Genomic DNA, 12,719 nt, shown 5'->3' on the forward strand with positions numbered 1-12,719 from the left:
CCGCTTGGCGCTTCGTTTATTCACGCGATTAGACGACGAACCGTTACTTTTCCGATTGGTGTAGCAAATTTAAGATCATCGTTACGGCCTCCGCACGCGAAGCAGTGCCGAAGGAGTCGAACAGATTATTGCTTTTCCCTTGAATCAGGCCGGTAGCTTTAGCGGTAGAAACTTCATCATAGGCCCATACCGGGATCTTGCCATCATCGGCAAAGCCGGACGGCGTACCTTGGGACAACTCAAGGCTAGAGGCACGAATGATCATGACCGTCATCTCTGCCCGCGTAATGTTGTTGCTCCAACGGAAAGTACGATCCGAATAACCGACGATGGCGCCGGCAGCGGTTGCGTTCGCAACGTAAGGTGCGGCCCATTTAGGAATTTGATCGCTATCGGCATAATCCAGCCGCGATTCTCCCGCAGCAGTCAACTTAACGCCACGAGCCAGCATGGCGGCGAATTCCGCCCTGTTGATCTTAGCGTTCGGACGGAAGGTGCGGTCCGGGTAGCCGGAAACAAAACCGATGCGAGTTGCCTCCTCAATCGCCAACCTTGCCCAATGGCCATTGATATCGGTAAAAGTCGGAGGCAACGCAGGAGTGATTTGTAACGCTGCCTTGGATGGCGATGTTTCTACGACGGACTGAATCTTCGAGTCGACGAGCTTCACCCTAGTCAAGGTAATTGCGGCGTCTCCGGAGTCTTTGGCTATGAACGAGAATTTGGCTATATCGAGGGATCCGTTTTCCCCTTTGGTTTGACCGAGTTTCGTATGCGCGAAAACAACCTCCCCATCGTCGTCCGAATCCGGGACGGAGAAGCCCGGCCAGAGAGCGGAGGCACTCTTGAACCGAACGTGTTTAGGATCGTAAGTCAGATGGATTTCGTATCCGTACAAGTCTTGAATTTGATCTCCTCTAACGGTGACCGACACTTCTTCGCCGACTCCAGCAGTCGATTTGTTGACGACGATCGTAAAAGAAGGCGTGCTCGCTCCAAGAGCGGTAATAGGAAACAGGGAGAGGCCCAGCAGAACGATCAAGCTGAAATTAATCCATCTCAAATTCATTAATCAGCAGTCCTTTCCATAGGTAGTAAAGAGGGAGAAGCAGCTTCTCCCTCTTTACCGGACTTATTTCAATATCATTACTTCATTACTTGTTGAAAATAAGCAGCGCAATGGCGACAAGGTCGGCGATGTCGATAACGCCGTCCTTATTCATATCCAGGTGCTTGATTTGGTTCCAGTTAGCATCCGAGGATGTTCCGCCGTAGGCCTTAACCATAATAGCCAAGTCGCCGACGCTAACATTAGAATCGTTGTTGTAATCTCCCGGAACGGAGACGATAACCAGTGCTTTGAAGGCTTGCAGAGCTGCGCTCAATTCGCTCGCCGCTTGCTCGATCTGCGTTTGCGTCGACGTTGCATCATCGGCAATTTGTTTCGCATCGTCGATCGCCGTTTGCAAGGTTGCTTTGGAGCCTACAGGATATTGTCCGCCCATGCTGCCTTCGACGGCATCGTCGTGCACATCGTGTGCCTCTGCGATGAGATCGGTCAGAACCGACTTATCGATCACATCGATTTGAACCTCATGAGAGGATCCGCTTATTGACGATTCCTCGCCTAAACCGTTCGCGTTGACTAGCTTGTCGATAGCAATGCTGGTGATGCCCGATTCAGCCGTTTGCTTGGCTTTGAAGCTAAGCTTGATTAAGTTGCCGTTCGGCTCCGTTTGTTTGTCGCCGAGATGTACAAGCAATATTCGAACGGAGCCGGGCTTATCGTCGTAATTCGCGATAACGATCTTCTGTTCATCCAGCGAAGTAGGAGGAGCGATGAATTCCAACGTATCCGCATCGTAGGAAACGGTGATGTCCTGCGCGATCACTTCGTTTGCGATGTTTTGCAAGCCGTAGGTAATATCGAACGGCTGTCCGGATGTTACGGCGTCTACGCCGCTCAGAATACCGCCGCTAGTTACTTCGTTTACGAGCGGTGTCCAGAAGTCTAGCACCTTCACCTTAGAGAAGTCCGTATCGCCCGCGAAATAGTAGCTCGTGTAATCCGCTTGGTTATATACGGTTTGCTGTCCGGCAACTTGCGCTCTGTATTGGGCATCGTGCATCAGCGTATGAAGCTTATGATCCGTCACGCTTGTGCTCTCGAAGATCCGAAGAGCGGAGCTATCGGCCGTTCGGACGATGAGTTCTTCTCTCCAGTCTCCGAAAATATCCGCAACGAGATTAGGGTTGCCTTTAGTAGAGTTGTTCGTTCTCGTGCCCGTTGCCGTCAAGACCGTGGAAACGGTCGGATAACGCTGCTGGATCGTAGGGGTAGAGTTACCTGAGCCGTCAACGATCTGCGTCGTCATATCCGCGTTCCATTTAATGCTCATGTTCGTTCCGGGCATACCGCCGCTTACCGGGGCGCCGGTCGCGCTCAGCAAGGAAACCGCCCACGTTTCCAATCCTCTGACGTTCGGATTAATATCGCCGACCATGCCGCGGCCGGTGTCTCTGCCGGTGTAAGCGCCATATATGATTTCGCCGGTCAATGCATCGCGCAAGGTATAGCCGTAAGGTACGCTTGCGGCGCCCTCATGCACCATGAAGATCTCAAGTCCCGGACGATCCGGATCGATATCCGCGACGTGCAGCATATCGCCATGTCCGATCCTGCGCGTCTGGCCTGGCGCCTCGCTTCCTACCGGCATAACGCCTGCCGAATTGTACATAACGGTACCGTCATCATCTATCGTCGATGCGGCATAGATGATCTCTTGCTTGCCATCGGAATCGACATCCGCGGCGGTCATGGAGTGTCCGCCCTGAGTCGTCAATCCTTCATATCCGGGATTCGTTCCCAGTCGGCCATGCGGATTGTCGAAGAAGGGATTGGTCATCGGAACCCAACCGCTGTCTACGGTCCAATATTCCTCCAGATGCTCTCCATTCCAGCTGTAAGCAACCATCGTCACTCGGGTATATACTCCTCTAACGACTAGGGAGTATGGCTTCTTGCCGTCGAGGAAAGCAATGCCGCTCATGTACCGGTCTACGCGATTGCCCGGCTCGACTCTGCCCAACGCATAGTCTCCCCACATGAGGCCGTCGTCGGTACGTCCGACTTTGTAACGAATCGTTTCCATTTCATCGCCGGTCTCGCCGTTGAATATGGATAGATATTCAGGTCCCGAGAGGATGAAGCCTTCGAACGTGCGTAATTGGTTGTTGGCGCTCCGTTTGGGAGCGAGAACGTCGATATAGTAGTCTGCTAGAGTCTGAGCATCTGCTAGCGACAACGGATATTGATGAACCGGCATAGGAGGGATCGCCTGACTGCCGGTGAAGAGGGCCTCTAACGGACGGAAAGCTTCTTCAAGCGTTGCCGGCCAATGACCCGCTACAACCTCCGGATGGTTCTGATAGTCTTGGAACATCCGGACAAGATGGTCGTAATAGTCGTCGGCGCTATAACGATAGTCGTCCGTATTGCTATAACCGGCAGCGATATCCTCCGGCAGCATCGTAATATACCGTTCGGAAGCGACATTACCCGCCTCGTCGTACTTAATCACTTTCGTGCCGGGCGCGGTCTTAAACATAACTTCCGCTTTGCCGTCGCCATCGAAATCATAGACGCTGAATTGGGTGTAATGGGAGCCGGCTCTAATATTGACGCCGAGGTCAATTCTATAGAGCAGCTTGCCTTCAAGCGTATAACAATCGATGAATTCATTTCCGGTATAGCCCTTCTGCGAGACGTCCTTCGAGTTCGAAGGATCCCATTTGACGAAAAGCTCGTATTGACCGTCGCCGTCCACATCGCCGACGCTCGTGTCGTTCGCCGAGTAAGTATAGGCTTCGCCTTTGGGCGTCTGCCCTGGCGCGGGAACTTTAAGCGGAATATCAAGGTAATTGTTGGCCCAAGGCGTTACCGTATCGCTGGTTTCCTTCTCTACGTCGTTTACGACGGAGACGACGGAATACTCGCTCGTTACCGTACCGGCCGCATCCAGATAGTTGGTGCTGTCCGTGACCGTGGCGATCTTCTCGCCGTCCCGGTAGACGTTGAAGTTCGCTCCCGTCAGGCCCTCGTCGGAATATCCGGTCACCTCGTTGCCTAACAACCGCCAGCTCAAGAATACGCCGTTAGTTACCTTGGCGGCGACGAGTCCGCGATCCAGATACTCCAGCTGATAGCCGTTCTTAATCGTCGATTGATTGGTCTGTACGCTAGCCGCTACGATGCCTGTCATGCTCGAGAAAATCAACGAAGCTCCTAGAAGCGTTGTCAGTATCTTTTTGACGAAGGGAAGTTCCCTTGAAGCCATAGCGAACACCTACCCATCCTTGTATTTGAATACCCGCAGCATAGAAAAGCCGTTACGCGAATTACCTCCCTTAAAGCTCGAAGCATAGATGACAAGTCGATTGTAACCGGTTACATATAATGGGAAGCCGTTTTCCTCCTTTTCCGAATTTTCCACCTACAATCGAGGAGATTAGTTCCCATTATAGGTTTTCGCTAGGGACGTCAACATAGAAAAAACAGTGTTTAACTTTAGAAAACCAGTGATTATCCGCAAATACGATTCTTTCAATAAGCGTAATTCAGGTTAATCCTCAATCCGATCTACGCATAAGAGATGATTTAATAAAGATCCTCTAAGAGGAATTGATCTATGGGATAGAGAATCTATTGTAAGTATATCTACTTGTCTGTCACTCCTTTATATTGGAAAATAAATGAGATATATAGAAATCATTTTTTATATAGATTGAGACATCTAGTAGCATGCAATCAAAGCAAGCCCTAAAGACATCTGGAGGTGTTTGTCCGCAATGTTTAAGCTGAATTTTCATATTTCGGCAGATCAATTTTCTACGAAGAATTTGAATCTGGAAGAAGAAGTCTACGGTTTCTTGGAGCTTCAATTCGGGGAACAAACCTATGGGTTTTGTCCGAAAGAACCTATAGCAGCCGAAGGCAATGATCTATTGTCGACCTGGTTCGATCAATTAACCGAGGTGTGCGTGTTACTCAAAGCGTATCCCATTATTCTAATCAATGACATTACTTCATATAATTCGTGGCTTCAGATTCAACGTCAGCGTCGGGGGATTCTAGTTATCGATCAGATCATATCCCTGAAGAAGAGCGGGAGCAGGTCGATTCTGACCGAGCCCATTAGCGATGCCGAGCAGGGACAGATTAACAATGCCGAAGTCATAGAGGATGAATTCCGTCAAGAAATAATGGCGTCGGCTAAAGAGTTTCTAAGCGCTTTGAACGACATCGACGAGAAGTATATGGACACCGAATGGGTGAAAAGAATTTCCGATAACATGTCGAGTTTTCAATAAGGGATTCCGCGCCGGGATTATAATCATCCACGACACGCGAACGCGAGGTGCTATATGAAGTTGAAAAAGTTTCTTATCGTATTTACGACGACTTTAATTATCTTCATTGGGATCGTATGGAGCTCGCAGACGGCGCTAAGCGGGGAAATAGCTGTCGTAAAGGAAATAAGGCCGGATGAAATCGTAATACAAAATCTCAATGGAGAAACAAAAACCATTAGATCTAAAATCGTGAATAAATTGATAAAAGTCGAGAGCGAATATTTCATTCAGTACAACCAAAGAAAATGGGGAAAACCGGTATTAACCGGAATTGAGCCGGCTGGAGGACATTAGTATTGAAACCGTTAAACATCACCCATATCATTTGCTCGGCAATCATAGGGATATCGCTCATTGCGGGAAGCCTCATTATTAGTAATCATCGCGAAGACCCATCGGTCAAAGAAGCGGCAATGGAAGAATCGCAGGAGTCGGCTCAGGCTACTTACAAGCCTCTGATGACTATCGAAGAGACGGCGGAATACTTGAATCTATCGGAAATGCAGGTCAGAACGATTATTTCTACCGAGGAAGCAACCACTTCTTACGGCGGGATAATGTTTCCCATGATCCGGTTCCAGAATGAAACTTACGTGAGCACGGATGGATTAAAGGAATGGCTCAAACAATTTACGCAGCAACGAAAACAGTATTAAGGCGGAAAATAATCCAGCGAATGGAGGAAGTCGTCGAGTGGATACCCTACGTTTTCCCATCGGTTCGTTCGAGCCGGTTGTGCCTTTTAGCGATGAAGATCGGGAGCATTTCATTCAGCAGATTCCCGAAATTATCAGGACACTTAGAGACGCGGTGGAGGAACTCGGGCCGGAGCGTCTTCATATTCCCTATCGTGAAGGCGGTTGGTCAGCCGCGCAGATCGTCCATCACATGGCGGACAACGATATGAATGCGTATTTCAGATTTAAAAGGGCATTAACCGAGGATGAACCGATGGGGAGCTCTTATCGTCAAGATTTGTGGGCAGAGCTGAGCGATTACAAGGATGTTCCGATCGACAACTCGCTCTCCTTACTTGAAATCCTCCATAGCCGTTTTTCGATTCTGCTTAACGGTCTTAACGAGGACGACTTCCATAGAAAACTGAGAACGCAAGTACTTGGTACCATAACGCTGGATACGGCTCTTCAAAGGTTCGTCTGGCACAATCGTCATCATACCGCTCAGATAAAGTCATTGCTTCATCATATCGAAGACTAAGGTCTACCGTTAGTGACGGAGCGGTCAGACCATAGCTCGCCTAAGTCATTACTCCGGATAAAACGTTCCATATCGTACTTCAGGTCAACGACCGCATTCTTATGCGAAGAGCTGTAGAAGAGTAACGCTCTTAGGCTTTGACCGGGCTCGAGGAAGAGATATACTTCTTTGATTACATCGGAATAGATCGGATTCGTTACCGCAATCGGCGACGAGTACGGTACATGTACGATCAGTCCGGCTTTGGGATCCACGGAGAATCCGCCGTAAGGGGTCGGAGAGGACTGAAGCGCGTCCAGTATGGATTGATTCATTGTCGAAGTCAGCGGAGTTACTTTAACGACCTTCTCCTGTTTGACGCTGAAGATCGAGACCATGGGCGGCAGCTCTTCGGAATGGGTTCTGGTTCCTAGAGGCAGCGTAAGCAAGACAAGGAATACGGATAGGATTTTCAACATCATGTGATCACCTCGCAACAATTATTCCCAATTCCCTTGAAGAACATGAGAATGACAGAGAGCGAACAAAAGGAATGATTCCATTGAATGAATTATCAAGAGCCGTACAGCTTAGAGAAACGGGTCGGTGGGAAGAGGCCAGAGCGTTATTGCTGGAGCTGTCGATCAAGATGCCTGAAGATCCGTCCGTGTGGTATCAATGCGCATGGGTCCACGACGTGATGGAACTGGAGAGGGAAGCCGTACCTTTTTACGAGAAAGCATTGGAATTAGGCATATCGGGCGGGGAACGACAAGGTGCGCTGTTAGGTCTCGGGAGCACCTTCCGGACTCTCGGGTGGTATGAACGGTCCAAAGCCGTTCTCGAACAGGCCATTGCGGAGTTCCCCGAACGAAGAGAGTTCCAGGTTTTCTATGCCATGGTTCTATATAACCTGAAGGAGCATGGCCGCGCGATGGAAATCCTGTTGAAGCAACTAGCGGAAACGAGCCGGGATACGGACATTCAGTCCTATAAGAAAGCGATTCTGTTCTACTCGGACAAATTGGAGCGGGTGTGGGAATAAGGGGGATTCGAATGATCGACCGTCCGATATTTCTGAGCTGGCGGGGATGCGGGGAGATGTTCATGAGCATTCGTAGTAGAAGTATGGTTCTCATTATGATTGCTTTGTTGCTCTTAGTAGGCTGCAAAGCTGAATCCGAAACCTCTATACAACCTACGACTCTGGCTCAAGTCTACCCCGGCAGCATTATGGATGCGGATAAGATCGAACTAGTGGACGGTTCTTCCGGCGAAAGAAAAGCCATAACGGAACGCAAGGAGATTCAGGATTTGTTAGCGGAAATACAGGATATGGAATGGATTCCCGAGGAAGATCAAGAAGGCGTAGTCGGTTATTTGTTCGGGATCGGATTGTTTCAGGGCGAAGAGAAGAAGCTGCGATTCACGCCGACCAGCATCAACGATAGCTATTACAAGCCGAATGAGCAGTTGGAAAAAGCGATCAGAGAATGGTTCGAGAAGAAGTTCGAGCGAGAATTCTAGCAGGTGCCGGAGCCGGAAAATACGAAAAAACAGCGAAGAAGCTTTCTCTTTAACTTCTACACGTTCCATTACATAATGTGGGTGAAGCGCGCGGGTAGAAACGTTGAGGAGGTAGTTCGGTGGGGTACATCGAGGATTTGAGGGCAAAGGTGGGCCATTCGCCGCTTATTCTTGTCGGGGTGGCCGTTTTGGTTTTCAATGAAGAAAATGAGTTGTTGCTGCAGCAGAAAATTAATGGACAGTGGGCTATTCCCGGTGGATTAATGGAGCTGATGGAGACGACGGAAGATACCGGGCGAAGAGAAGTGCTAGAAGAAACCGGCTTGCAGATCGGGGATATGCAATTAGTCGGAGTATTCTCGGGCGAAGAATATTATCTGAAATTAGATAACGGCGATGAATTGTATCCCGTCACTATCGCTTACCTCACGAGAGATATCAGGGGAGGTATTCTACAAGCGGACGGAGTCGAAGGAATCCAGGTCAAGTTTTTCGAGCTTGATCAATTGCCCGAGGAATTTAATCCGAGAATAAAGGAACTTCTATCGCGAAGTCTTTCGGTGCATGGAATAGGACGGTTTGAAGGAGGCGGGCGGACATGATGAATTCGGTTTTGCTGCCCTTTGCGGAAGGGTTTATTGCAACGGATCATACGATGAACGATGTCACGGCCTTTTTCAAGCTACATAACGATTTAGATACTTTACGCCATACTTTGCAGGTAGCGGGCGAGGCTACTCGGCTTGCGGAATTGTATGGCGTCGATCCTGTAGCGGCCGAACAGGCGGCATTGCTGCACGACATTAGCAACGTCATTCCCATCCCCAATATGTTGGAAGCGGCAGAAGAGCTTTCCATTTCGATATTGGACGAGGAGCGCAAGTATTCACGGATCGTTCATCAGAAATTATCGACGGCCATGGCAAGAGAGATTTTCGGAATCGACGACGAAAAAATTTTATTCGCTATAGAGTGCCATACCACCTTCAAACCTAACGCCTCGCTCTTGGATAGAATTCTTTTCGTAGCGGATAAGATTTCGTGGAATCTATCGGGGGAACATCCTTATTTGCAAGTCATGAGAACCAAAGCGGACGGGCTTGAATTAGACGCTGCCATCTTGATTTACTTGAACCAGGTATGGGATCAGAGGAAAAGATTAAAGCTGGTGCATCCATGGCTGATCAGCGCGCGGGAACAGTTGCTTGGGGAAGCGGAGTTGCGAAATCGAGCAGAGCGATGATCGTGGGTCCGTTGATAGAGAGAATCTATTCGTTTTTAATAGCGATGCCTCTACAACTGCAACCTTTTGAAATAAAAACTCGTTTTGTAAGTGGTTGGCTAATCAAAATTTTACCAACACAAACATCACGAGGTGAAACAAATGAAAAAATCATTGAAGCTATTTACCGTATCCGCCGCTACCGTACTTACTTTAACATTCGCATCTCAAAGCTTTGCCGCAACAGGTACATTCAGCGATCTTGGGAATATTGCTTCCAAAGATAAGATAGCCACTCTACAACAAAAAGGATACGTGAACGGTATTAGCGCCAATCGATTTTTACCCGATGCAAAGATAACAGCTGCGCAGGGTATTCAACTCATCGTTAACACTCTCGGATTAAACATAGACACGATTAGATTCTTTAAGGAGCCTCAAGCCACCGATTATTTCCCGAAAGCCGACGATAACGCGTGGTACGAAGAAGCGTTGATTATCGCCGCTAACAACGACATTGGCTTACCGGCCGATCTGGATCCGGATAAAATATGGACGCGGGAAGAATTCACTCACCAGCTGATTCTGGCTACCGAGAAACACGGCAGGTTGCCGATGATCAACATCAAGCCGATCGAGTTCGGTGATCTGGACGATCTGACGATCGACTACAACGGAACGATCCAGCGCGCGCTTGTGCTCAAGATCGCCAGCCTGGACGCGCAAGGAAACTTCAACCCTAAAGTCGAGATCACCCGCGCGGAAGCTGCCGAGCTCGTGTACAACGCCGTCGAGTATCTCGAGGCGCACCCGGCACCGACTCAGACTCCGGTCGTTGACGTCGAAGAGTAAGTCACGGATAGGATAAGAGTAAGACAAGCGTAAGATAAAGAGTGAGATAGTTAGCGGGGAAGATACCGACTGCATTTGTTTGCAGTCGGTTTTTTGCGCTTTTCATGCAGTCGGCGCGTTTCGATGAGAGGAAGGCAGTTGGTTGCTGGTTTTTGGCCGGATGGGGCCGGGTAACGTTACGGCATCACTTTATTATCGCTCTCATGAGTGGCTCCCGTGGGGATAAGGTGATGACGCGTCGTTATTGGTTGGTTTCTCCACGTTCGGAGCCCCGGGTTGCGGCTATAGAGTTACGGCGTAACGTTATCCTCGAGTTAAGGTCTCAAACACGAACAATAAGGTGTTGGCGTAAGGCTAACACCCGAACAAACCCAGCCCCCGAACAAACTCAGCTCCCAGCACACTACGCATTTCAGCAACTACGTAAACGCCGAACGATTCGCAACTTCAATCTTCGGCCCGACGAAGATCTGGCGAAGATAGCGACAACGGGGAGGATAGTAACTTAGCGGGTATTGTGTTAAGGCAGTTGGTTAATATGATCGGCTGCGTTTTGATTCTAATATAATCAAGGTAAAATAGGGAATTCTGTATTGAATCGTGTTATTCTCAGTCGTGAGCGATACAGTACTATTCGCTTCAAACACAAAGCTTTTAAATCCTGAATGATTGGAAATGGACAAATGTCTGATTACCATGCCCTTTATGACCAATATCGTCCGCTGCTTTTCTCTATAGCCTACAGGATGCTCGGATTGTCTCAGGACGCCGAAGATGTCGTTCAGGACGTATTCGTAGCAGTACAACAACAGAATACTCGTGAAATCACGAATATAAAAGCGTATCTTTGTAAACTTGTTACCAATCGTTGCCTGAACGAACTCAAATCATCGCGAAGGGCAAAGACCGCCTACATCGGCCCTTGGCTGCCTGAGCCGATTGTAACTGCGGCGGAAGGCAATCCCGAGGAGGCGTTCGAGCTTAAAGACGACATCGCCTACGCCTATTTAGTCGTGATGCGGCGACTGACTCCGATGGAACGGGCCGTTTTTGTACTTCGGGAAACACTCGGTTTCTCTTTCGAGGAAATCGGAGAATGGATCGGTAAATCGGAGGTTAATTGCCGGCAGTTGTTCAGTCGCGGAAAACGCAAGCTGGACGCTGAGAACAACGACGCCGGAGTGCCGATTGCGCCATTAAAGCCTGAATTCCAGGCACTTAGCGCATTGTTCAGCGCGGCATTTCTCGCCGGCGATATCGCTGCTATTGTTGAATTGTTGAGCGAAGACGCCATCTTGCTTACGGACGGCGGCGGTAAAGTAAACGCTGCTATTAACCCGATTATCGGCCGGCATCGCGTCCAGGCTTTGCTGACCTATTCCATTTCTAACTATCTTCGGGATGGGGCTATCGAGAAGGTACTCGTCAACGGCCGCGACAGTTTTATGGTGATGTTCGACGGTAAACCGTTCGCCGTTTACTCCCTCGCTTTAACTCCTGACGGTTCGGCTATTTCTCGCGTATATGTCATGATGAATCCGGATAAACTTCAAAGCGCCGTCCGTTTGTTCGAAAGGCAATCCTAATTTTTATTGATCATTGTCACAGATAGGTTCCTTCGGTTGTCTTCTTTGATGTACAAACCAAAACAAAGTTGAAGGAGACAGTTATCGATGACGAATTTAATTGCCGATATAAAGATTCCCGATAGTAAACTAGCCGTTGAAGCTGCTGAATTATTGCGCGAGCATGGCGACGATCTTCTGTGGAACCACTCGAACCGGGTATTTCTGTTCTCTGCTATGAAGGGTAACCTGAACCAAATGAAATACGATTCCGAATTGCTTTATATCAGTTCGCTTTTCCACGATCTCGGCCTCACTCCCGCATTTCGAAGCGCTGACAAACGTTTTGAGGTCGATGGGGCTAATGCTGCCCGCGATTTTCTTAAGAGCCGCGGGATCCCGGAAGATTCCATTCGACTTGTATGGGATGCCGTTGCCCTGCATACAAGCATCGGAATCGTCGAATATAAGGAACCCGAAGCGGCGCTTATGAATTTCGGCGTCGGTTACGATGTGGTCGGAAAGAACTTCGATCTTATCTCGGCAGAAGCGCGGCAGCAGGTCGTCGAGGCTTTTCCCCGCAACGAGTTTAAACACGACATTTTACATGCATTCTTGGAAGGCTTCAAACACAAACCGGAAACCACATTCGGAACAATTAACGCGGACGTGCTCGAACTGTATCTTCCGGGATTTAAGCGCCCCAACTTTTGCCATCATGTCCTTCATTCCCCATGGGATGAGTAAATGTCTTGAATGATCGGTTTCAATAACAGCAGCAGTCTAGGACTTATTTCTTGTCCTGGGCTGCTGCTGTTTCGTTTTTTTTGGGTTAATCTAATCCTTATTTTTCGGAGTCAGGCGGCGGTACTTTTGTTGCTCCCCCCGCTCATGAATAATCAGGGAATTCGTTATATTATTACCTGTTGCATAAGAACGCACGT

At 48.9% G+C, this 12,719-nt stretch carries 14 protein-coding genes and 1 pseudogene; 11 read left to right on the top strand and 4 right to left on the bottom strand.

What is annotated here, in order from left to right:
* Positions 1-43 precede the first annotated feature (43 nt).
* The 3 genes and pseudogenes from DFP95_RS13830 to DFP95_RS13835 all read right to left on the bottom strand — a co-directional run.
* Complete coding sequence (locus DFP95_RS13830; RefSeq protein WP_115993236.1) at positions 44-1,069, bottom strand: S-layer homology domain-containing protein; 1,026 nt, start codon at positions 1,067-1,069, stop codon at positions 44-46.
* Between the two features lie 85 nt (positions 1,070-1,154).
* Complete coding sequence (locus DFP95_RS29385; protein ID WP_425453282.1) at positions 1,155-1,970, bottom strand: cohesin domain-containing protein; 816 nt, start codon at positions 1,968-1,970, stop codon at positions 1,155-1,157.
* Positions 1,971-1,976: 6 nt separating this feature from the next.
* Positions 1,977-4,337: pseudogene (locus DFP95_RS13835) on the bottom strand (rhamnogalacturonan lyase); the annotation flags it as partial.
* A gap of 511 nt (positions 4,338-4,848) precedes the next feature.
* On the opposite strand from DFP95_RS13835, the gene DFP95_RS13840 reads away from it, so the two are divergent.
* From DFP95_RS13840 to DFP95_RS13855, 4 genes are read left to right on the top strand one after another with little or no spacing between them, the layout of a single operon-like run.
* Positions 4,849-5,370, top strand: a complete 522-nt coding sequence (locus DFP95_RS13840; protein WP_115993238.1) for a hypothetical protein — start codon at positions 4,849-4,851, stop codon at positions 5,368-5,370.
* A gap of 54 nt (positions 5,371-5,424) precedes the next feature.
* Positions 5,425-5,706 (top strand): hypothetical protein, encoded by a 282-nt coding sequence (locus DFP95_RS13845; RefSeq protein WP_115993239.1) that lies wholly within the window; start codon positions 5,425-5,427, stop codon positions 5,704-5,706.
* A 2-nt stretch (positions 5,707-5,708) separates the two neighbouring features.
* Positions 5,709-6,068, top strand: a complete 360-nt coding sequence (locus tag DFP95_RS13850) for a MerR family transcriptional regulator (RefSeq protein ID WP_115993240.1) — start codon at positions 5,709-5,711, stop codon at positions 6,066-6,068.
* A gap of 37 nt (positions 6,069-6,105) precedes the next feature.
* Positions 6,106-6,630 (top strand): YfiT family bacillithiol transferase, encoded by a 525-nt coding sequence (locus DFP95_RS13855; protein WP_115993241.1) that lies wholly within the window; start codon positions 6,106-6,108, stop codon positions 6,628-6,630.
* Here the strand turns inward: DFP95_RS13855 and DFP95_RS13860 are convergent.
* Entirely contained in the window at positions 6,627-7,091 is a 465-nt protein-coding gene (locus DFP95_RS13860; protein WP_115993242.1) for a hypothetical protein, read from the bottom strand. The genes DFP95_RS13855 and DFP95_RS13860 overlap by 4 nt on opposite strands.
* An 80-nt stretch (positions 7,092-7,171) precedes the next feature.
* Between DFP95_RS13860 and DFP95_RS13865 the strand changes: the two genes are divergently transcribed.
* The 7 genes from DFP95_RS13865 to DFP95_RS13895 all read left to right on the top strand — a co-directional run bounded on the left by DFP95_RS13865 (position 7,172) and on the right by DFP95_RS13895 (position 12,522).
* The gene (locus DFP95_RS13865) at positions 7,172-7,654 is read left to right on the top strand and encodes a tetratricopeptide repeat protein (RefSeq protein ID WP_115993453.1); all 483 of its coding nucleotides are present in this window, start codon (positions 7,172-7,174) and stop codon (positions 7,652-7,654) included.
* 11 nt (positions 7,655-7,665) lie between these two features.
* Positions 7,666-8,136: a hypothetical protein gene (locus DFP95_RS13870; protein WP_115993243.1), complete on the top strand. Its 471-nt coding sequence runs from the start codon at positions 7,666-7,668 to the stop codon at positions 8,134-8,136.
* Positions 8,137-8,255: 119 nt separating this feature from the next.
* Positions 8,256-8,738: an NUDIX hydrolase gene (locus DFP95_RS13875; protein WP_115993244.1), complete on the top strand. Its 483-nt coding sequence runs from the start codon at positions 8,256-8,258 to the stop codon at positions 8,736-8,738.
* On the top strand, positions 8,735-9,379 hold the full coding sequence (gene yqeK, locus DFP95_RS13880) for a bis(5'-nucleosyl)-tetraphosphatase (symmetrical) YqeK (protein ID WP_245987648.1): 645 nt from the start codon (positions 8,735-8,737) through the stop codon (positions 9,377-9,379). The genes DFP95_RS13875 and yqeK overlap by 4 nt, the downstream gene beginning before the upstream one ends.
* A 141-nt stretch (positions 9,380-9,520) precedes the next feature.
* Positions 9,521-10,210 carry an S-layer homology domain-containing protein gene (locus DFP95_RS13885; protein ID WP_115993245.1) on the top strand — a complete coding sequence of 230 codons (690 nt, stop codon included), beginning with the start codon at positions 9,521-9,523 and terminating at the stop codon, positions 10,208-10,210.
* 683 nt (positions 10,211-10,893) lie between these two features.
* Positions 10,894-11,796, top strand: coding sequence for an RNA polymerase sigma factor SigJ (gene sigJ, locus DFP95_RS13890; protein ID WP_181907407.1), 903 nt, complete (start codon positions 10,894-10,896; stop codon positions 11,794-11,796).
* A gap of 87 nt (positions 11,797-11,883) precedes the next feature.
* Complete coding sequence (locus DFP95_RS13895; protein ID WP_115993247.1) at positions 11,884-12,522, top strand: HD domain-containing protein; 639 nt, start codon at positions 11,884-11,886, stop codon at positions 12,520-12,522.
* The last annotated feature ends 197 nt before the right edge of the window (positions 12,523-12,719 follow it).

Source organism: Cohnella lupini, assembly GCF_003386205.1.
GTDB lineage: Bacteria > Bacillota > Bacilli > Paenibacillales > Paenibacillaceae > Cohnella > Cohnella lupini.